At 69.8% G+C, this 19,376-nt stretch carries 18 protein-coding genes; 5 read left to right on the top strand and 13 right to left on the bottom strand.

The window, feature by feature from the left end; translation table 11 throughout:
- Nucleotides 1-299 precede the first annotated feature (299 nt).
- The gene (locus AC0Z36_RS04725) at nt 300-1,748 is read left to right on the top strand and encodes a dihydroorotase (RefSeq protein WP_485461390.1); all 1,449 of its coding nucleotides are present in this window, start codon (nt 300-302) and stop codon (nt 1,746-1,748) included.
- Nucleotides 1,749-1,900: 152 nt separating this feature from the next.
- Nucleotides 1,901-2,575: a GntR family transcriptional regulator gene (locus tag AC0Z36_RS04730; protein ID WP_485461391.1), complete on the top strand. Its 675-nt coding sequence runs from the start codon at nt 1,901-1,903 to the stop codon at nt 2,573-2,575.
- Between the two features lie 117 nt (nt 2,576-2,692).
- Here the strand turns inward: AC0Z36_RS04730 and AC0Z36_RS04735 are convergent, their stop codons facing one another.
- Nucleotides 2,693-3,583: a hydroxymethylglutaryl-CoA lyase gene (locus tag AC0Z36_RS04735; protein ID WP_485461392.1), complete on the bottom strand. Its 891-nt coding sequence runs from the start codon at nt 3,581-3,583 to the stop codon at nt 2,693-2,695.
- Between the two features lie 357 nt (nt 3,584-3,940).
- Here AC0Z36_RS04735 and AC0Z36_RS04740 point away from each other — a divergent pair, with 357 nt between their 5' ends.
- Nucleotides 3,941-5,173 (top strand): CaiB/BaiF CoA transferase family protein, encoded by a 1,233-nt coding sequence (locus AC0Z36_RS04740; RefSeq protein WP_485461393.1) that lies wholly within the window; start codon nt 3,941-3,943, stop codon nt 5,171-5,173.
- A 49-nt stretch (nt 5,174-5,222) separates the two neighbouring features.
- Nucleotides 5,223-5,837, top strand: coding sequence for an isochorismatase family protein (locus tag AC0Z36_RS04745; protein ID WP_485461469.1), 615 nt, complete (start codon nt 5,223-5,225; stop codon nt 5,835-5,837).
- Nucleotides 5,838-6,015: 178 nt separating this feature from the next.
- Here the strand turns inward: AC0Z36_RS04745 and AC0Z36_RS04750 are convergent, their stop codons facing one another.
- Together AC0Z36_RS04750 and AC0Z36_RS04755 are read right to left on the bottom strand one after the other, a co-directional pair.
- On the bottom strand, nt 6,016-6,759 hold the full coding sequence (locus AC0Z36_RS04750) for a maleate cis-trans isomerase family protein (RefSeq protein ID WP_485461394.1): 744 nt from the start codon (nt 6,757-6,759) through the stop codon (nt 6,016-6,018).
- Nucleotides 6,756-7,316, bottom strand: coding sequence for a TetR family transcriptional regulator (locus AC0Z36_RS04755; protein ID WP_485461395.1), 561 nt, complete (start codon nt 7,314-7,316; stop codon nt 6,756-6,758). The genes AC0Z36_RS04750 and AC0Z36_RS04755 overlap by 4 nt, the downstream gene beginning before the upstream one ends.
- A gap of 79 nt (nt 7,317-7,395) precedes the next feature.
- Between AC0Z36_RS04755 and AC0Z36_RS04760 the strand changes: the two genes are divergently transcribed.
- A complete protein-coding gene (locus AC0Z36_RS04760; protein WP_485461396.1) occupies nt 7,396-8,289 on the top strand; it encodes a DUF4437 domain-containing protein in 894 nt (297 codons plus the stop codon).
- Nucleotides 8,290-8,403: 114 nt separating this feature from the next.
- Here the strand turns inward: AC0Z36_RS04760 and AC0Z36_RS04765 are convergent, their stop codons facing one another.
- From AC0Z36_RS04765 to AC0Z36_RS04810, 10 genes are all read right to left on the bottom strand, one after another.
- The gene (locus tag AC0Z36_RS04765) at nt 8,404-9,837 is read right to left on the bottom strand and encodes an acyl-CoA carboxylase subunit beta (RefSeq protein ID WP_485461470.1); all 1,434 of its coding nucleotides are present in this window, start codon (nt 9,835-9,837) and stop codon (nt 8,404-8,406) included.
- A gap of 21 nt (nt 9,838-9,858) precedes the next feature.
- A complete protein-coding gene (fabF, locus tag AC0Z36_RS04770; protein WP_485461397.1) occupies nt 9,859-11,142 on the bottom strand; it encodes a beta-ketoacyl-ACP synthase II in 1,284 nt (427 codons plus the stop codon).
- A 271-nt stretch (nt 11,143-11,413) separates the two neighbouring features.
- Nucleotides 11,414-11,662: an acyl carrier protein gene (locus tag AC0Z36_RS04775; protein ID WP_485461398.1), complete on the bottom strand. Its 249-nt coding sequence runs from the start codon at nt 11,660-11,662 to the stop codon at nt 11,414-11,416.
- Between the two features lie 131 nt (nt 11,663-11,793).
- Nucleotides 11,794-12,825, bottom strand: a complete 1,032-nt coding sequence (locus AC0Z36_RS04780) for a beta-ketoacyl-ACP synthase III (RefSeq protein WP_485461399.1) — start codon at nt 12,823-12,825, stop codon at nt 11,794-11,796.
- Nucleotides 12,826-12,878: 53 nt separating this feature from the next.
- On the bottom strand, nt 12,879-14,063 hold the full coding sequence (locus AC0Z36_RS04785) for an acyltransferase domain-containing protein (RefSeq protein ID WP_485461400.1): 1,185 nt from the start codon (nt 14,061-14,063) through the stop codon (nt 12,879-12,881).
- A gap of 80 nt (nt 14,064-14,143) precedes the next feature.
- Nucleotides 14,144-15,391, bottom strand: coding sequence for a PucR family transcriptional regulator (locus AC0Z36_RS04790; protein ID WP_485461471.1), 1,248 nt, complete (start codon nt 15,389-15,391; stop codon nt 14,144-14,146).
- Nucleotides 15,391-16,137, bottom strand: coding sequence for an adenosylcobinamide amidohydrolase (locus AC0Z36_RS04795; protein ID WP_485461401.1), 747 nt, complete (start codon nt 16,135-16,137; stop codon nt 15,391-15,393). The genes AC0Z36_RS04790 and AC0Z36_RS04795 overlap by 1 nt, the downstream gene beginning before the upstream one ends.
- Nucleotides 16,134-17,123 (bottom strand): ABC transporter ATP-binding protein, encoded by a 990-nt coding sequence (locus AC0Z36_RS04800; RefSeq protein WP_485461402.1) that lies wholly within the window; start codon nt 17,121-17,123, stop codon nt 16,134-16,136. The genes AC0Z36_RS04795 and AC0Z36_RS04800 overlap by 4 nt, the downstream gene beginning before the upstream one ends.
- Complete coding sequence (locus AC0Z36_RS04805) at nt 17,120-18,202, bottom strand: FecCD family ABC transporter permease (RefSeq protein WP_485461403.1); 1,083 nt, start codon at nt 18,200-18,202, stop codon at nt 17,120-17,122. The genes AC0Z36_RS04800 and AC0Z36_RS04805 overlap by 4 nt, the downstream gene beginning before the upstream one ends.
- A complete protein-coding gene (locus tag AC0Z36_RS04810; RefSeq protein WP_485461404.1) occupies nt 18,199-19,143 on the bottom strand; it encodes an ABC transporter substrate-binding protein in 945 nt (314 codons plus the stop codon). Before AC0Z36_RS04810 ends, AC0Z36_RS04805 begins: the two co-directional genes overlap by 4 nt.
- Between the last annotated feature and the right edge of the window lie 233 nt (nt 19,144-19,376).

Here is a 19,376-nt window from a genome sequence, read left to right on the forward strand (position 1 = left end):
CACGAATCCGGAAGTTAGCATGTGGCATCCCCGCTCGGAAGCGAAACATTGTTTGTTCCTGCGGAACAATCTTCAGAGGTTCGAGGCGGCGCCGGCCGGTGCGCCGGGCACTGCGACCGCAGATCGCCGAAAAGACCGCCTGGAACACCTGTAGCGCGTCTGCCGCCGCCTGTCCGAGCGGATGGGCGCACCACACGGGCAGCCGACCCGGCCCACCGAGCAGTCCTTCCGAGGGCAGTCGACCGATCCGACACAACACATCGAAGGGGGTGCGGGCCGCGTCACAGTGGCCCGAACACATGGCACGCTACGACCTGATCGTCAAGAACGGCACTCTCGTCCAACCGTACGTCGGTGAAATCCGCGCCGACCTCGCCGTCAAGGACGGCGTGATCGCGGCGCTGGGCGACGACCTGTCCACCGCCGACGCCGACGAGGTACTGGACGCCGCCGGACGCGTCGTCCTGCCCGGCGCCGTCGACGCGCACTACCACCTCGGCATCTACCGGGATCTGGCACTGGACGCCTTTGAGGAGACCCGCTCCTCGCTCGTCGGCGGTGTCACTACGGTGCTGTCGTACTTCCGCACCGGCGAGCACTACCTCAACCGCACCGGCCCCTACCAGGAGATCCTCCCGGAGGTGCTGCGGAGGGTGGCCGGACGCACGTTCACCGACTACGGCTTCCACCTCGCCCCGATGACGGCCGACCAGATCGGCGAGATCCCCGCGCTCGTCGCCGAGCACGGCGTCACGTCGTTCAAGTACTACATGTTCTACAAGGGCTTCAACCTCGCCTCCAGCTCCCGCGACACCAAGTCGTTCCGGATGGCCGAGGACGGTCAGGAGTACGACCTTGGCCACCTGTTCGAGCTGATGGAAGGCGTCGCGGCCGCCGGCGCCGCCGAACCGGGCCGCCGCATCTCCCTCTCGCTGCACTGCGAACAATCCGAACTGATGCGGTTGTTCATCGACCGGGTGCGCAAAAACGGCGACCCCCAGACCCTGGAGGCATACCACCAGGGAAGGCCGCCGCTCACCGAACGCGTCGCGATCGCAGAGGCGACCACCCTGGCCCAGGCGACCCGCTGCGCGGTCAACCTGCTGCACCTGTCCAGCGCGGACGCCTTGGACGCGGCGAACATGGCCCGACGCAACTACCCCGAACTGGATGTGCGCGCCGAGGTCACCCTGCACCACCTGTGTCTGGACTACGCGTCCCTGGACGCCGCCGGGGCCGGTCTCGGAGGCAAGGTCAACCCGCCGATCCGCACGCGTGCGGACAATGAGGCACTGTGGGCGGGGGTGCTGGACGGCAGCGTCGACTGGATCGCCTCGGACCACGCGTGCTGTACGGAAGAGCACAAGGGCGACGAACTGTGGCCGGCGCTACCCGGTTTCGGCGGCACGGCGCTGCTGTACCCGGTGCTGCTGTCGGAAGGTCACCATCGTCGGGGACTGCCGTTGCGGCGCGTCGCCGAACTGGTCTCCGCGAACCCCGCCCGCGCGTACGGCCTCGGCCGGAAGGGATCGCTGATGGTCGGCGCCGACGCCGACATCGTCGTGATCGATCCGGACAGGCGCCAGACGGTGTCCACCGAGCTGCTGTTGTCCGGCCAGGACCACTGCCCTTTCGAAGGCGTGGAGTTGCGCGGTTGGCCGGAGACGACCATCGTCGGCGGGCGCGTCGCCTACCACGACGGCGCGGTGACCGGGGAGCCGTCGGGAAAGTACGTCCGACGCGGCTGACCGCCCGTCGGGCCCACGGGGTCGCCGCGACCGGGTCGCGACGGCCCCGCCGTGCGGCCGGGCTCAGCGGCGGCGCCCGCACGCGGACGGCGTCCCGTGGGCGATTGCCGGGACCGGGGTCCGTAACATGCGGGGTAGGAGGTGGGCGACTGATGGCACGCGCCGCGGACCGTGCGTACGAGATGTTGCGGGCCGGCATTCTCGAGGGACGCTACCGACCGGGGGAGCGCCTCGGCGAAGTGGAGCTCGCCGAGACGGTCGGCGGCAGCCGCACGCCCGTGCGCGAGGCATTGCGTCGGCTCGAGGTCGAGGGACTCGTCGAGGTCGCCCCGCACCGCGGCGCCCGGGTGACCGAGTGGTCCCGCGCTGACGTCGAGGAGACCTACGACCTGCGACTGGTCCTGGAGTCGTTCGCGGCGCAGCGCGCCGCCGGCCGGGTGACCGCCGCCGACGTGGAACAGCTCGCGGCACTGTGCGACGCCATGGAGGCCGTCGCGCGGCCGGGGCCCGGGCAGAACCTGGAGCGGCTGGCCGAACTGAACACCGAGTTCCACGTCGTCATCCGGGCGGCCTCGGCCAGTTCGCGGCTGCTGACGATGCTCAACGCGGTGGTCCAGATGCCGTTGGTCCTGAGCACCTTCCACCGCTACACCCCGGACGACCTGGTCCGCAGCGCAGGTCACCACCGCGAACTCGTCGACGCCCTGCGGGCCCGCGACAGTCAATGGGCGCAGGCCGTGATGCGCTCGCACGTCGCGGCGGCGAAGGCGGTACTCCTGGCATCGTTCGCAGCCACCACGCAGACCGGCACGGCGGACGACGACTGATCCACCGGCCGCGCCCGACAGTCGCGTACCGGCCGCGCCCGACAGTCGCGTACCGGCCGCGCCCGACAGTCGCGTACCGGCCGCGCCCGACAGTCGCGTACGGGCCGACCGTCGACGTCAGAGGGATTTGGGAAAGATCCCGGCCCGGCCCAGCAGGGCGGGCACCGGCTTGTCCAGCCGCACGGCCAGCCAGTCCGCGATGCCGATGACCGACTCGAGATTGATCCCAGTGGACACGCCCATCCGGTCGAGCGCGTACACCAGGTCTTCGGTGGCGATGTTCCCGGTCGCAGCGGGGGCGAACGGACAGCCGCCGAATCCGCCGATGCTCGCGTCGAGCGTGCCCACGCCGGCCGCGACCGCGGCTAGGGCATTGGCATAGCCGGTGTTGCGTGTGTTGTGGAAGTGGCAGCGCCGGCTCACACCCGGCGCCACCCGGGCAAGACCGTCCAGCAGGATCTCGACCCGGTCGGGCGTGCCGACACCGATGGTGTCGGCGATCGCGATCTCGTCAGGGCCCGCCGCCGCGGCGCGGCGCGCGATCTCCAGCACCCGGTCGGGCGGCACCTCGCCCTCGAAGGGACACCCGAAAGCCGCCGCGATGGTCACCGTGGTGCGCAGACCTGCGGCCCTGGCGTCTGCGGCGATCGCGGCCCACATGTCCAGCATGTCGTCGATCCCGCAGTTCTGATTGCGGCGACTGAACGTCTCGCTGGCGACGACGACCACGTTCACCTCGTCGACACCGCTGCTCAGCGCGCGTTCGAGACCGCGGCGGTTCAGGACGAGCCCGGCGTACACGACACCCTCGGCGCGCGGCACCCGCGCCATGACCTCGGCGGCGTCGGCCATCTGCGGCACCAGCCGGGGATTGACGAAACTGACCGCCTCCACGCGCCGCACCCCGGCGGCCACCGCGCGGGCGATCAAACGCACCTTGTCAGGAGTCGGCACGATCGCCGACTCGTTCTGCAGGCCGTCCCGCGGACCAACTTCGAGAATCTCCATCTTCACTCCGATCGTATGCAATAGAAGCTACTTGCTCATGGTGACATGAGATTTAGCGGTACAAAATCTTGTGTACAACATTGGCGTCCATCTAAGTTGCATACAACTTGATGAGGGGATCACTCTATGGCGCACGGCGGATCGTGCCTACGAGGCGCTGCGCACCGCGAACTCGTCGACGCGTCACGGACCCGCGACGGGCCCTGGGGCCGGGCCGTGACGGGCTCGCACGTCGCCGCGGCCAGGCCACTCTCGTGCGCGACCCCCGAACACGATGACGACTCGAAATCCACCCTGGCGAAGCCACCCCGAATCCACCCTGGCGAAACCACGCCGACCATTGACCCGGGAGCCTTTATGAACAGCCACGAGAACAGCGCCGCCGGCACGGCGCACACCGCTGGACCGCTGGCCGGTCTGCGCGTGGTCGAGATGGGCCAACTCCTCGCGGGACCGTTCTGCGGCCAGCTCATGGGCGACTTCGGCGCCGAGGTGATCAAGCTCGAGCCGCCGGGCTCCGGCGACCCGATGCGTCAGTGGGGTCGCGAACGCCCCTACGGAAAGTCCCTGTGGTGGCCGATCGTCGCGCGCAACAAGAAGTCGGTGACCTGCAACCTGCGCGACATCGAGGGCCAATGGCTAGCCCGGGAGATCATCGACCGGGCGGACATCCTCGTGGAGAACTTCCGTCCCGGCACCCTGGAACGCTGGGGCCTGGACCCGAAGGAGTTGGCGCGCACCAACCCGGGCCTGATCGTCGTTCGCGTCACCGGGTTCGGCCAGACCGGCCCCTACGCCCCCCAGGCCGGATACGGCTCCATCGGGGAAGCCATGGGTGGCCTGCGGCACGTCACCGGCGACCCGGACAAGAGCCCCTCGCGCACCGGCATCTCCATCGGCGACTCCCTCGCGGCCGTGTTCGCCACCATCGGCGCGCTGTCCGCGCTGTACTACCGCGAGCGCACCGGCAAGGGACAGGTCGTCGACTCCGCGATTTACGAGGCAGTCCTGGCCATGATGGAATCCCTGCTCCCCGAGTGGGCCGTCGGCGGATACCAGCGCGAACGCACCGGTCCCGTACTGCCCAACGTCTCACCTAGCAACGTCTACCCCACTAAGGACGCGGACATGGTCCTGATCGCCGCTAACCAGGACACCGTCTTCAGTCGGCTGGCAGTTGCGATGCGCCGCCCCGACCTGGCTGCGGACGCCCGGTACACGACGCACGCCGCGCGCGGCGCGAACATGGCGGAACTCGACGACCTGATTGCGGAATGGACCGCGAGCGTGACCGCCGCCGACCTCCTGCAGACCCTCAACGACGCCGGCGTGCCCGCCGGCCGCATCTACACCGCCCGGGACATGTTCGCCGACCCGCACTTCGCCGCGCGCGAGGCGATCGTCAAACTCGCCCACCCCGAACTGGGCGAATTCCCCATGCACAACGTCTTCCCCAAACTCAGCGTCACCCCCGGCGCGGTGCGTCATCTGGGGCCGGAACTGGGAGAGCACAACACCGAGGTCTACCGCGACCTCGTCGGCCTCACCGAGGAACGGATCGGCGACCTCGCCACCCGCGGCGTCATCTGACGCCGCTCACCCCACCGGTCGACGTACGAAAGGTTGCGCTGTGAACGACATGCGCGAGGAATACCGCTCCGTCGGATTCGGCGCCCGGCTGGGTCCGGGTCGCAGCCCGGCCGTCCTGGCCATCGACATCGTCCGCGCCTACCTTGACGACGGCTCACCGCTACGCGCACCGGTCGACGACGCCGTGGCCGCAGCGGCACAACTGATCGACGCAGCCCGCGCCGCCGGAGTACCCGTGCTGTTCACCACGGTCCGACTGGCCGCCGGCGGCGTCGACGCCGGACTGTTCCGACGCAAGGTTCCGGCACTGGCGGCGTTCGAAGAGGGCAACCCCCTCGGCGCGTTCGCCGACCACCCCGCACCCGTCGACGGCGACGTCGTCGTGGTCAAGCAATACGCCAGTGCCTTCTTCGGCACCTCGCTTGCCTCCACACTGCGCAGCATGGACGTCGACACCCTCTACATCTGCGGACTCACCACCAGCGGCTGCGTGCGTGCCTCGGCGACCGACGCCCTGCAGCACGGCTTCCGGCCGCTCGTGGTCGCCGACGCGTGCGGGGACCGCAACGCACAGGTCCACGACGCGAACCTGCTCGACCTTGAGGCGAAATACGCCGACGTGATTGATCTCGCCGAGGCACGGGCGAGTCTCCGCCCCCACTGAAACCCCCCGGCCGCACCCCCCCGGGCCGCACCACCCCCCCGGGCCGCACCACCCCCCCGGGCCGCACCACCCCCCCGGGCCGCACCACCCCCCCCCCGGGCCGCACCACCCCCCCGGGCCGCACCTGGCGACATTCCCGGCCGACTGTGGTTGCCCTCTGCGTGGGAGGGCGACCACGTCAGTGTTCGCGCAGGAGCCGGCCGGCGTCCGGGAACCGGTCGTCGATGCCGTGGTCGCGCAACGCGTGCCACAGCGTCGCGGTGTTGATGGCGATCACCGGCTTGCCGAGCTCGACCTCGAGTTCGTCGGCCAGCGCCACGAACGACAGGTTCGTGCCCACCTGCACGACGGCATCGACGTCCGGTCCGTCCAGGTCGGCGACGACCTCCCGCAGTCGCGTGTCGGGAACCCGGGCGATGTCCATCGCGGTCGGACACCGCAGGCCCGTGACCGCCGCGACGTCGAAGCCCGCCTCGGTGAAGAAACGGCTCACCTCGCGATCGGCGATCGGCTGGTAGGGCGAGAAGACCGCGATGCGTCGGCAGCCCAACGCCTTCAGTGCCGCCCGGCAGGCAGTGGCACCGGTGGTCACCGGCAGGCCGGTGCGCTCGCGCAGCCGCCGCTCGAACGTCGCATTGCCCTCGACGCCGCCCCAGAACGTCTCCGCCGACATCCCCATCACCAGACGGTCCGGCTCCGCGGTGAGCACGTCGCGCACCGCGGTGTCGATCGAGGCGCGGATCTGACCCAGTAGGGCCTCGAAGTCACGGTCGTCGCCGATGGCTGGATCGGTGATGTGCATCGACCCGGCGCGGAACGCCACGCCCGGCACGCAGGCCTTCCAATAGTCGTGTTCCACAACGGTGTTGGTGCTGGGGACGACGACGCCGAAGACGGCGCGCGGCCCGACGGCGTTGGTCATGCCCGCACCACCTTCACGAGTGTCTCCTCGACCGTGCGGTGTGCGCGGGACCGCGCGGTGGGCCGGTCCAGGAGCAGGGCGTCCACCAGCAGCGGCGAGACGATCGCCGCGACGGCGTCCGCGCGCGCCGACGCCCCGACACCTGCGGTCCGCAAGGTGTCGTGGAACGGGGCAAGGAGGTCCGCGACGTACCTGCGCCGCAGATCGGCGGCGGACGGGTCCGCGGCGGCGGCGGCCACCAGAGCTTGGAGGAAGCCGCCGACCGGTTTGTCCCGAAGACGATTACACAGCAGGTCGACCTCGGTGTGCAGATCGCGGGCGAGATCCCCACTCTGCGTGCGCGGCGGCAGCGGCGCGACGGCGATGAGCGCCTCGAGGAAGGAACGGGGGGTGGGCCAGTGCCGGTACACGGTCGAGCGCGACACCCCGGTGACGGCATGCAGCCGTCGGGGGGTGAGCGCCGCTGCGCCCTCGGTGAGCAGGAGTTCCAATGCGGCGGTCAACACGACCGCCGTGGTGTCGTCGGTGGGCCCCGGAGGGCGGCCAGGTCTGGTCACAATAATTGACGATACATCTTGTCCTGGTTTTAGGTAAGAGATACATTCTGCATCGGAAAATCGATACGGAGGAGACACCGTGCGACCGCACGTAGAACTCATCGACGAACGCGACCTCATCTGGCACCCCGCCGAGTTCCAACACGCGACGGGCACCGCCGGACAGCTCAACCTCAGCTACGACGAAGAGGACGGCTCAGCCTCCCTCAAGGTCCGCTTCACCAGCGACTGGACCCGCCCCGCAGGCACTCACCAGGCCGACACCGAGTGGTACGTCCTGTCCGGGCGCATCACCATCGGCGACACCACCCTCGGCCCCGAGGGCTACTGGACGACCCCGGCCGGCGTGCGGGCACCACCGGTCACCGCTACGGCCGGCACCGAGATCCTACTGTTCCGCGAGTACGGAGACTGGCGCTTCGAACCCGCCGACCGTGACAGGACAACCGTCCGCGAGGACCAGAAACTCGTGGTCCTGGACTCCTCCGCGATGCCGTGGATCGACGTCAAGGACGGCAGCCCGATGCGCTTCGACCTCGGCGGCACACCCGTCCCCGGCCTGTACATCAAACTGCTGCACCGCGACGCGAAGACCGGCTTCTACACGCGACTGATCAAAGCCAAGCCCGGCTGGCGGGAGGAGCCGATGGCACACCACCCCTGCACCGAGGAGGCGTACTGCCTCGATGGCGCCTTCGACTACAACTACGGAAAGATGTGGCCGGGCACCTACTTCTGGCGCCCCGCCCTCATCCGGCACGGCGACTTCACCGCCGACCCCGAACACGGCTGTACCTGGCTGGTCCGCTCCGACAGTGACCTCGTCGACTGGTACACCGACAACGCCCGCGTGGTCATGCGCGGGGATGCCACCAACTGGGGGCCCAGCCACCCCGACACCGTCGCGCCGCGCTTCGTCGAACCCGTTCGCTCCCGCAGCATCGGACCATGGAAGGACCCCTCCTACCAATAATCCGAGGCGTGCCCGGCGCCGCCGCGCGCCGCACCACACGCGCACAGACCGATACGACGACCGGGCACAACCGGGCTGGGAACGACCCCGCACCCAACGGTCTCTCCGGACGGACTACAGCGGGATGTTGCCGTGCTGCCCGCGCACCTGCGGGGCCTCGGCGATGGCCTTGGCGATCGCTGTGCGGGACTCCGACGGCTGGACGACCTCGTCGATGACGCCGATCTCGATCGCGCGGGCCAGACCACCGGCCATCTTCTCGTGCTCGGCCGCGAGCTCCAGCTCGACCTGCGGCTTGAGCTCGTCCGGGACCTCCGCCAGACGGCGGCGGTGCAGAATGCGCACGGCTGCGACCGCGCCCATCACGGCGACCTCGGCGGTCGGCCAGGCGAGCACCTTGGTGGCGCCGAGCGAGCGGGCGTTCATCGCGATGTACGCGCCGCCGTACGCCTTCCGGGTCACCAGGGTCACCCGCGGCACGGTGGCCTCGCCGAACGCGTGCAGCAGCTTCGCGCCACGGCGCACAACGCCGTCCCACTCCTGGCCGACACCCGGCAGGTAGCCCGGGACGTCCACGACGACGACCAGCGGGACACCGAACGCGTCGCACATGCGTACGAAGCGGGCGGCCTTCTCAGCCGACGACGAGTCCAGGCAGCCGCCCAGGCGCATCGGGTTGTTGGCGACCACGCCGACCGTACGGCCGCCCAGGCGGCCCAGGGTCGTAGTGATGTTCGGCGCCCACTTGGGGTGCAGCTCCAGGCCCGGCTCGTCGAGCAGGCCTTCGAGGATCGGGTGCACGTCGTAGGCGCGCTTGGGCGACTCGGGAAGGAGTGCGCCCAGGTCACGCTGCTCCACCGAACCCGGGTCGATGTCGCCCTGGTTCGACAGGAAGTCGGACAGTTGCCGGGCGCGGTCGATCGCGTCCTGCTCGCTCTCGGCGATCACGTGGACGACACCGCTGCGCCGGCCGTGCGGCTCAGGACCGCCGAGACGCAGTGCGTCGACGTCCTCACCGGTGACCGAGCGGACGACGTCAGGACCTGTGACGAAGATGCGGCCCTCAGGGGCGAGGATCACGATGTCGGTCAGCGCGGGGCCGTACGCGGCACCGCCGGCCGCGGCGCCCAGGACCACGGAGATCTGCGGGATACGGCCCGACGCGAGCGTCATCGCGTGGAAGATCTCGCCGACGGCGTGCAGCGACGCCACGCCTTCTTGCAGGCGGGCACCACCGGAGTGGTAGACGCCGATGACCGGGCAGTTCTCCGCCATCGCACGCTCGTACGCGGCGACGACGACCTTGCAGCCGTCGATGCCCATGGCACCGCCCTGCACGGTCGGGTCGGAGCAGAACGCCACAACCCGGGCGCCCTTGATCGTGCCGACACACGCGAGCATGCCGTTGAGCTCTTCGTACGGGGAGATCTCCTCGTACGAACCCTCGTCGACGAGCTTCTTCAGACGCAGCCGCGGATTGCGCGGGTCTTCCTCACGCGGAAGCCGCGCGGGACGGGCGGCGGGTTTCGCCGTGGCGGGGGTGTCCATGACAGTCACAGAAGTCTCCAGTCAGCTGACGCTGCGGAAAGCGACTACGACGTTGTGGCCGCCGAAGCCGAACGAATTGTTGAGGGCGGCGATGGAGCCCTCGGGGAGTTTGCGCGGGGTGTCGCGCACGATGTCCATGCAGACCTCGTCGTCGAGGTCGTCGACGTTGATGGTCGGCGGTGCGACGCGGTGGTGCAGGGCCAGGATGACCGCGACCGACTCGACCGCTCCGGTGCCGCCCAGCAGGTGACCGGTCATCGACTTGGTCGACGTCACCACGACCTGGTCGGCGGCGTCGCCGAGGACGGCGCGCAGCGCCTTCAGCTCGGTGATGTCGCCCGCCGGGGTCGAGGTGCCGTGCGCGTTGACGTGCACAATGTCGCCCGGGACCAGACCGCCGTCGGCGAGGGCGAACTCCATCGCGCGGCCGATGTCGCGGCCGGTCGGCTCGGGCTGGGCGATGTGGTGCCCGTCGGAGGTCATACCGGCTCCGGCGACCTCCGCGTAGACCCGGGCGCCGCGGGCCGCGGCGTGCTCGGCCGACTCCAGGACCAGGACGCCCGAGCCCTCGCCCATGACAAAGCCGTCACGGTTCTTGTCGTACGGGCGCGACGCGCGCTGCGGCTCGTCGTTGCGCTTGCTCATCGCCATCATGTTGGCGAACGCGGCCATCGGCAGCGGGTGGATCGCAGCCTCGGTGCCACCGCAGACAACCACGTCGGCGCGGCCCGAGCGGATCATTTCGAGGGCGTACGCGACGCCTTCAGCCCCGGAGGCGCAGGCGCTGACCGGAGTGTGCACCCCGGCGCGGGCACCCAGCTCAATGCCGACATTGGCGGCCGGGCTGTTGGGCATGAGCATCGGCACGGTCAGCGGGCCGACCCGGCGCGGGCCCTTCTCGTTGAACGTGTCCCACGCGTCGAGCAGTGTCGTGACACCGCCGATGCCGGAGGCGATGGCAACACCGAGGCGGGTCGCTTCCACGACGGCGCCGGTGCCGTCCGGCTGGTTCTTCGGAGCGAAACCGGCGTCGGCCCACGCCTCACGGGCGGCGATCATGGCGAACTGGCCGGACCGGTCAAGGCGGCGGGCTTCGACCTTCGGCATCACTTCGAGCGGCTCGACGGCGACCCGCGCGGCGAACCGCACCGGGATGTCGGCGGCCCAGTCCTCGGTGAGGGTGCGTACGCCGGAGGTGCCCGCGAGCAGTGCGGACCAGGTCGACGCGACGTCGCCTCCGACCGGCGTGGTCGCGCCCAGACCGGTGACGACCACGGTTCGTGCGGTCTCAGGGTTCCGGGTCACTTGGACAATCACTCCCACGATGGTTGGTGTGTACGGGCCCCGGGTGGACGCTGTGGCGTCTCTTCAAGGTCCGCTGCTGTGTCTTGGAACGAAGTTTTGAAGCGAAAAGAAGCCGGAGTCGCCCCGCGTACGGGTCATCCGTACCAGAAGGGGTCCGGACGGGGCCGGTGAAGGCCCCGTCCGGCCCGTCACCGGGGCAACGACCGAAGCGGTTCGTGCGGAACGAACGAATCGCGCAGGGCGGTCCCGGTCACACCACGGGCGGAGTAGCTCAGCCCTGGTTCTTGAAGATGAAGGCGACGGCGTCACCGACGGTGACCAGGTCCTTGACGGCGTCGTCCGGGATCTTGGCGTCGAACTTCTCTTCAGCGGCCACGACGACCTCGACCATCGACAGCGAGTCGACGTCCAGGTCACCGGTGAAGGACTTGTCCAGCTGGACGTCCGCCTCGTCGACGCCGGCGATCTCGTTCACGATCTCGGCCAGACCGGCGAGGATTTCTTCCTGAGTGGCAGCCATGGGTGCTCCTTGGTGATTTTTAAGGTGGTGCTGTCGTCTGCCCGGGGTTTGACCCCCGGACCGCCAGCGGTGAAAGGTGCGCGCGGTACGCACTGCCCGGAGTGCTGTGGGCAGCGTGTGGTCCAGGCGACTTAGGGAAGCGTAATGACCTGGCCCGCGTAGACCAGACCAGCCCCGAAGCCCATGATCAGAGCGGTGCCGCCGCTGCGGGCTTCGCCGGACTCGAGCATGCGCTCCATGGCCAGCGGGATGGACGCGGCGGAGGTGTTCCCGGTCTCCGCGATGTCCCGGGCGACCGGCACGGAGTCCGGCAGCTTCAGGGTCTTGATCATGGCGTCGGTAATGCGCATGTTGGCCTGGTGCGGGATGAACGCGTCGAGCTGGTCAGCCTCGACACCCGCCGCGGCCAGGGCCTCCTTGCAGACCTTCGCCATCTCGTACACAGCCCAGCGGAAGACCTTCTGGCCCTCCATGGACAGCGTCGGGAAGGTGTGTCCGCCAAGCGACTCCCGTGCGTTGTCGGGGGAGCGCAGTTCCTCCCACGACTCGGTCTGGGTGATCGCGTCGGCGTTCGAGCCGTCCGAACCCCACACGGTCGGGCCGATGCCCGGGAAGTCGGACGGGCCGACCACCACAGCACCCGCGCCGTCGCCGAAGATGAAGGCGCTGCCGCGGTCGTCCGGGTTGGTCAGGTCGGAGAGCCGCTCGACACCGATGACCAGGACGTACTTCGCACTGCCGCCCTTGACCATGTCGCCGGCCAAATTGACGCCGTAGCAGAACCCGGCGCACGCGGCGGAGATGTCGAAGGCCGCCGCGCGACCGCCGCCGGCGTTCAGCCGGAAGGCGATCTCGGTGGCCACCGCCGGGGTCTGCTTCAGGTGCGTGACCGTCGCGACGATCACACAGCCGAGCTGCTCGGGCTCGATGCCGGCGTACGCCAGCGCCTTGCCCGCCGCGGCGAGCGACATCTCGGCGACCGTCTCCTCCGGGGAGGCCCAGTGCCGGGTCTTGATGCCCGAGCGCGTCTGGATCCACTCGTCCGAAGAGTCGATCCGCTCGACGAGCTCGGAGTTGGGGACCACCCGGACCGGGCGGTAGCCGCCGACTCCGAGGATGCGGGCGTGCTCGGCACCGGGGCGGCTCTGGATCGGGGCGCTCACGAGTGGTCCTTCCTGGGCGGCCTGGTCGTCATAGTCACGTGGGGGAGCGCTGCTCAAAGGGAGCTGGCCGGGTGGAGCCGCAGGAGTGGCATGCCCGGGGCGACCGGGTCGCCCTCCTCCACCAGCCACTCGACGACGGAGCCGCCGTGCGGCACGGTCACAACCTGCTCGTCGCGGTGCGACTTGACGGTGGCGACCTCGGTGCCTGGCTTCAGCGCCGTACCGGGCTCTGTTCCCGGGTGGATGGAGACGTGGCCCTTGAACGGGGCCACGACCAGCCGCCAGGTCGGCGAGTCGTCGAACGGCGACGGGCTGCCGTGCCTGGCGATCAGGGCGCGCGCGGCGACCAGGTCGTCCGGGGTCTTCAGGGCGACCGTCTCGACACCGGGCAGGGCGCGCTTGGCCAGCCCGGTCAGCGTGCCGGCCGGGGTGACCTCGATGATCCCGGTGACGCCCAGGTCCTTCATGGTCTGCATGCACAGGTCCCAGCGCACCGGGCTGGAGATCTGCGTGACGATGCGCTTCATGATCTGGCGGCCGTCGTGCAGCACATCACCGTCGGCGTTGGAGATGTAGGCCGTACGGGGGTCCCGCACGGTCACGCCCGGCATCAGCTCGGAGAGCCGGTCGACGGCCGGGGCCATGTGGTGCGTGTGGAACGCCCCGGCCACGCTCAGCGGGCGGACCCGGGCCTTCTCGGGCGCGTCGGCGGCGAAGGCCGCGAGCTGCGCCATCGTGCCCGCCGCGACGATCTGGCCCGCGCCGTTCATGTTGGCGGCGGTGAGACCGTGCTCGGCGATCTTCTTGAGCACTTCGTCGGCGTCCCCGCCGAGGACGGCGGACATGCCCGTCTCGGTGGTCGAGGCGGCGGCGGCCATAGCCTTGCCGCGCTGCCGTACGAGGGTCATCGCCGACTCGGCGGTGATCACGCCGGTGCCGGCCGCGGCAGTCAGCTCACCGACGCTGTGTCCTGCCGCCGCGCCGACGACGCGGTAGGCGTCCGACGGGTGCGGGAAGAGCGCGAGGGCCGAGATGAGACCCGAGGCGACGAGCAGCGGCTGAGCCACCGCGGTGTCACGGATCTCCTCCGCGTTCGCCTTGGTGCCGTAGTGGATGAGGTCGAGGCCGCAGACCGCCGACCACCAACGCAGCCGGGCGGCCACGCCGTCGAGGTCAAGCCAAGGGGTGAGGAAACCGGGAGTCTGGGCGCCCTGTCCGGGGGCAACGAGTACGAGCACGAGGTCAACCCTCTCGCTTTCCGGGGTGTTTAGCCCCTTGATGTGGCGCACGAAGATCCGAAGGGGTCTTTGTGGGAAACCTACAAACTGCCGTTCTTCGTAACATCCGCGGCGGTGAGCCGGCCGAGGATCATCGCAACCTGCAGGGTGAACGCGGAGCGTGTCTCCGTCGGTACCAGAGCCGTAACATCCATGACACGTCGCAGCCGGTAGCGCACGGTATTGGGGTGTACGAACAGCATGCGGGCGGCACCTGCCAAAGACGCGGCCTGCTCCAGGTAAACGGAAAGCGTCTCCAGGAGTGCGCTGCCCGCTTCCTGCAGAGGTATGTAGATCTCCTCCACTAGCTGCTGCCGCGCGTCCTCGTCCCCGGCCAGCGCCCGTTCGGGCAGGAGATCTTCGGCGGACACCGGGCGCGGGGCGTCCGGCCACGCGACGGCGGCGCGGTGGCCGCTCGTCGCCGCCTGGGCGGACTGCACCGCCGCGAGGAGGTCCGGCACGCTCGGGCCGACCACCACGGGCCCGGGGCCGAACTGGCCGATCAAGGTGCGGGTTGCTTTCAGCGGATCCTCGGCACCGCCGAGGATCACCACCAGCTTGCCGCCCTGGACGCCGGTGAGGACGTTGAGCCGGGCGTGCCTGCCCGCCTTGCGGATGCCGTCCACGACCGCCTGCGGGTCGCCGTCCGGGGCGTTGCCCACCACCACGATCACGGACTCGGGGGACGACCAGCCGAGGGCGGCGGCACGCGACAGGATGCCCTCGTCGGCCTCACCGCGCAGGAGCGAGTGGACGACCAGGGCCTCGAGCCGGGCGTCCCACGCGCCCCGGGTCTCCGCGGCGTGCGCGTACACCTGGGCGGTGGCGAAGGCGATCTCCCGCGAGTAGCGCAGGAGCGCTTCGCGCAGCACCTGCTCGAACCCCGGCTCGGCGAGGTCTTCGATGCGGGTCTCGACGACCTCGATGGTCACCCGGATCAGCTCGACCGTGTGGGGGAGCGAGATCGCCCGGGTCAGGTCGCGCGGGGCGGTGCCGAAGACGTCGGCGCTGACCTTGCTGGGCGTCTCGGGGTGCCGGAACCACTCGGTGAACGCGGCGATGCCGGCCTGGGCGACCAGGCCGATCCAGGAGCGGTTCTCCGGCGGCATCCGGCGGTACCAGGCGAGGGTCTCGTCCATCCTGGCCGCGACCGCCTGGGCGAGGGGACCGGCTGACTTCTCCAGCCGGCGTACGGTCGCGGCTCGCTTCCCGCCCGGGTCGGAGGCTGCGGCCGGGCCCGGGGCGGAGTCTGGATCGGCGGGATCGGTTCCGGTAGTCACGGGGACCATCATCGCTGGTCGTTCGGAGCGCCCTGAACGTGCGGGGGCCGCAACCCCGCGGCCGCGTAGTCCGCACGTCGCACCCGGTCGTCCCAGGCGCCCTGCGACACGGCCCCGTGTACGGCGCGGGCCAGCCGCGCGCCCCACACCGAGCGCGGACCGCCGAACTGTTCGACGTCGTCACCGGGCCGGGGCTTCCGGGCAGCGACGCAGACGGCGTCCGAAGGCGTGCCCGAGCAGTCGTAGCCGGCCTCCAGCAACGCCTGCACTTTGGCCTCTGTGGCCGTGGCCACCGCGTTGACCAGCGCCGCGTCCGACAGCGGCGCGGGGACGACCACCAGGATGTTGATCGTGCCGGGCGGCTGCGGCCCGCTGGTGCCGGTCGCGGGCGACGCCGCCCACACCGGGAGCCCGATGCCAGTCGTCACCACCGCCTCGACACCTTCGTCGGAAGCTCGCGTGTACGCCTCGACCTGGGCGGCCGTCATCATCCCGACCCCGGCCCCGGGCAGCCCCGCACGGTGCGCCGTGGCCGCCAGGTGCTCGACCGGGTCCATCCGGTCGTACATCGGCCGCACCTGCATGTTCAACACCCACTCGGGCTCGGCGAAGCCGCCGCCGAGCAGCGCGCTGGACACCGTCCGCCACCCCGGCCCCGCCCGCCAGAGCAGCCCCGGCCACCTGCCGTCCGGGTCGTCACGGTAGGTCAGACCGAAGTCGAGGACGGACGTACGCGGGGTGGGGATCGTGCTCATCCGGCCTGGTTGACCTGTTCTACGAGGGGTTCTCCGGGCTGCGCGGCGGTGTCCTGTCGGGCGGTGTCCTGTCGGGCGGTGTCCTGTCGGGCGGTGTCCTGTCGGGCGGTGTCCTGTCGGGCGGTGTCCTGTCGGGCGGTGTCCTGTCCGGCGGTGTCCTGGACTCGCTTGTCCATCCGTACGGACGACGGACGCAGGAGGTGCACCTGCGGACGCCCGTCAGGACCCGGGCCCACAGTCACGCGGGCGTTGTAATGCTCCGAGATGGCCTCCGCCGTCAATACTTCACTCGCACTTCCGTACGAGACCGCCCGGCCGTCGACCAGCAACAACAGGTTGTCCGCGTACTGCGCGGCCACGCTCAGGTCGTGCAGTGTGCTGACCACGGTCAGCCCGTCGGCCCGCCGCAGATCGTCTACGAGCTCGAGGACCTGCTGCTGGTGACCCAGGTCGAGCGCGGTCGTCGGCTCGTCGAGCAGCAGCATCGGGGCCTGCTGCGCCAGCGCGCGGGCGACCACCACCCGCTGCCGCTCACCACCGGACAGCCGGCCCACCTCACGACGCGCGAAGGACTCCAGCCCAAGCCGCTCGATCACGGAATCAGCGATGTCGAAGTCGCTCCGCGACGGCCGGGCCAGGTAGCCGAGATGGGGAGTGCGGCCGAGCAGGATGTAATCCCGTACGGCCATCTGGGCCGGAACAGTCGGCGTCTGCGGTGTGTAACCGAGCGACTGGGCGAGACCACGCTGGGAAAGGCTCTTCACGTCGCGCCCCGCGACGGTGACCTCACCCTCGTACGGCAGCAGTCCGGCGACGGCCTTCAGCAGCGTCGACTTCCCGGCCCCGTTCGGCCCGAGCACCGCGAGCCAGGAACCCTGGGCGGCGTCGACGCTGACATCGTGCAGGATCTGCGCGCCGTCGCGGGACAGGTTCATATTCCGTACGGACAGGGCGGTTTTTATCGCGGACTCCTCCACAGCGCTCACAGGTCGATCCGCCGGGTCGTGCGCAGGACCAGGATGAAGAACGGCGCCCCGACAAACGCGGTGACCACACCGATCGGCAGCTCCCCAGGAGCGGTCAGCGTCCGCGCGACAACGTCGGCGAGCACCAGGAACGCGCCGCCCACAAGCAGCGACAGAGGCAGCACCTTGCGGTAACTCCCGCCGACCAGACGGCGCACGATGTGCGGCACCACGATGCCGATGAACCCGATCAACCCGCTCACCGCGACCGCCGAAGCGGTGGCCAGCGAAGCCGCGAGCAGCACGACCAGCCGTACCCGCCCGGCGTTCACGCCCAGGACCGACGCCTCGTCGTCACCGACGGCCATCACATCCAGGAGCCGTCCGTGCAGCAGCAGGGTCACCACACTGATCACGGCGTACGGAAGCAGCAACCGCAGATCGGTCCAGCTCGCATCGGACAACCGCCCGAGGATCCAGGCGTAGATCCGTTGCAGTTGGTCGATCTTGGACTGCTGGACATACGTCTGCACCGCGGACAGGAAAGCCGACACGGCAACACCCGCGAGCAGGAGGTTCGTCGTACTGTCCGCACGCCCTGTCGTCGCACCCAGCGCATACGCCATCAGGACACCGGTGATCGCGCCGACGAACGCGGCGACCGGCACCACGCCGATCCCGGCGAACTCATCCGCCGGGGCGTACACGATGACCAGCGTCGCGCCGAGCCCCGCACCCGACGACGCACCCAGCAGGTACGGGTCGGCCATCGGATTGCGGAACACACCCTGATAACCGCCACCCGCGATGGCGAGCAGCCCGCCCACCATCGCCCCGAGCAGCACCCGCGGGACCCGGAGCTCGATCAGCACCGCGTGCTGAACCGGCGTCAGACCGTGGTCGATGTCGACGAACGGGATCTCGTCGAGCAACGCGAGCAGCACACCCCCGCGCGGCAGATCGGCCGCGCCGACCAGGACACCCAGGGCGATCGCCCCGAACAACAGGACCGCCCCGAACAGGAACGGCAGCCCGCCGAACCGGCCACGTCCCTTTGCGGGCGCGGCCGGGTCGGCGGACCTCTCAACTACAGACTTCACGCGGAGGCTTTCTCCACCGCTGCGCCGACGGCGCGCACGTAGTCGACGATGCGCGGTCCCCAGCGGGAGGCGAGGTCGTCGTCCATGGCGAAGACCTGGTTCTTCCGCACCGCGGTGATCTTGTCCCAGCCGGGCCGCTTGGCGACGGTGGCCGCGTCCTGCTGGCAGCACTTGGTGTCGGCGAGGAAGACCATGTCCGGGTTGTCGGTGACGACGGCCTCCGGGGAGATCTGCGGGTAGCCCGAACCCGACTTGTCCGCCGCGTCGGCGATGTTCTTCAGGTCGAAGAGGTTGTACGCCTCACCGATGAAGGTCTTGGACGTGACCGTGTAGCCGGTGTTGTCCAGCTCGTGGAAGTAGGTCAGCGGCTTCGCCGGTTTCTTTGCCAGCTTCGATTTGCTCTGCGTGACGATGTCGGCGATGTCCGTCTTCATCTTGTTGACCACCGCGGTCGCCTCGGCGGCGTGTCCGGTGGCCTGGCCCAGCGTGTTGAGCTGGGTGTACGTGTCCTCGAAAGTCATGGCGCTCGGCGCCTGCACGACCTTCACCTTCAGCGTCTCCAGCTGCTTGACCAGGCCGTCCTTGTCGTTCGACAGCACGACCATGTCCGGGTTCAGCTTGATGATCGCCTCGACGTTCGGCTTGAAGCCGGACAACTCGGTCTTCGGCGCGTCAGCCGGGAAGTTCGAGTTGTTGTCCACGGCCACGACCTGCTTGCCCGCGCCGATCGCGAACAGCATCTCGGTGGAGGACGGGCTGAGCGAAACGATCCGCTTCGGACCGGCGGCCGGGGCGCTGGCGCTCGGCGTGGCACCCTTCACGTCCGTCTTGTCGGACTTCTTGTCGTCACCGCAACCGGTCAGCGCGAGCGCGCCGACGGCCAGGACGGCGAGTGATCGGGTGAGCGGCTTCAGGGGGATCAGCACGGGGTTCAGCTCCATGGACTATTCGTCCACGGGGTTGTGAGGCGCAGGACCCGTGGGACGGCTCACTCCTCCTACGGGAGCATCAGGCGTCGACGCGGCGTGAGGCGACCTGGCTCGTCCCGCGGGTCCTGTGGATCCCCCGGGCATCTCAGTTGCGGGACAGCGCCGGATTCGCACCGGACTTCGCTGCACACTGCGTCATCAGCGGAATTGTCCCGCCGGAAGGGCGACGATACCAATCGCAAACC

This window comes from Kitasatospora sp. UYEF31 (genome assembly GCF_057291755.1).

What these genes read in the sequence shown, in the direction of transcription:
- AC0Z36_RS04725 (WP_485461390.1), top strand. Translation starts at nt 300, where the DNA reads ATGGCACGCTACGACCTGATCGTCAAGAACGGCACTCTCGTCCAACCG.
- AC0Z36_RS04730 (WP_485461391.1), top strand. Translation starts at nt 1,901, where the DNA reads ATGGCACGCGCCGCGGACCGTGCGTACGAGATGTTGCGGGCCGGCATT.
- AC0Z36_RS04735 (WP_485461392.1), bottom strand. Translation starts at nt 3,583, where the DNA reads ATGGAGATTCTCGAAGTTGGTCCGCGGGACGGCCTGCAGAACGAGTCG.
- AC0Z36_RS04740 (WP_485461393.1), top strand. Translation starts at nt 3,941, where the DNA reads ATGAACAGCCACGAGAACAGCGCCGCCGGCACGGCGCACACCGCTGGA.
- AC0Z36_RS04745 (WP_485461469.1), top strand. Translation starts at nt 5,223, where the DNA reads ATGCGCGAGGAATACCGCTCCGTCGGATTCGGCGCCCGGCTGGGTCCG.
- AC0Z36_RS04750 (WP_485461394.1), bottom strand. Translation starts at nt 6,759, where the DNA reads ATGACCAACGCCGTCGGGCCGCGCGCCGTCTTCGGCGTCGTCGTCCCC.
- AC0Z36_RS04765 (WP_485461470.1), bottom strand. Translation starts at nt 9,837, where the DNA reads ATGGACACCCCCGCCACGGCGAAACCCGCCGCCCGTCCCGCGCGGCTT.
- AC0Z36_RS04775 (WP_485461398.1), bottom strand. Translation starts at nt 11,662, where the DNA reads ATGGCTGCCACTCAGGAAGAAATCCTCGCCGGTCTGGCCGAGATCGTG.
- AC0Z36_RS04790 (WP_485461471.1), bottom strand. Translation starts at nt 15,391, where the DNA reads ATGGTCCCCGTGACTACCGGAACCGATCCCGCCGATCCAGACTCCGCC.
- AC0Z36_RS04795 (WP_485461401.1), bottom strand. Translation starts at nt 16,137, where the DNA reads ATGAGCACGATCCCCACCCCGCGTACGTCCGTCCTCGACTTCGGTCTG.
- AC0Z36_RS04810 (WP_485461404.1), bottom strand. Translation starts at nt 19,143, where the DNA reads ATGGAGCTGAACCCCGTGCTGATCCCCCTGAAGCCGCTCACCCGATCA.